We start from the raw sequence: 260 nt of genomic DNA, 5'->3' as shown, positions 1-260 counted from the left end.
CCTGCAGCCGGTTGGCATAGGCGTGCAGCACACGGGCCAGCTTGGAAATGCCGACCACATAGTCGCCCGGCAGATAGGCGATGTGCGCGCGACCGACGATCGGCGCCATATGATGTTCGCAATGCGACTGGAACGGGATGTCCTTCAGCAGCACGACATCGTCATAGCCGCCCACCTCATGGAAGATGCGCGAGAGATGATAGGCCGGATCATCATTATAGCCCCGGCAATATTCGCGCCAGGCGCGCGCCACCCGCTCG

Annotated in this window: 1 protein-coding gene; it reads right to left on the bottom strand. The window is 61.9% G+C overall.

Annotated elements, in window-relative coordinates; all coding sequences use genetic code 11:
* Positions 1 to 260: GTP cyclohydrolase I (locus tag SB786_RS36765; protein ID WP_410731656.1), on the bottom strand; the 260-nt coding region annotated here is incomplete at both ends.

The sequence above is a fragment of the Burkholderia sp. SIMBA_062 genome (genome assembly GCF_046534765.1).
Lineage (GTDB): Bacteria > Pseudomonadota > Gammaproteobacteria > Burkholderiales > Burkholderiaceae > Burkholderia > Burkholderia ambifaria.
This window is presented reverse-complemented; position numbering and strand designations above follow the sequence as displayed.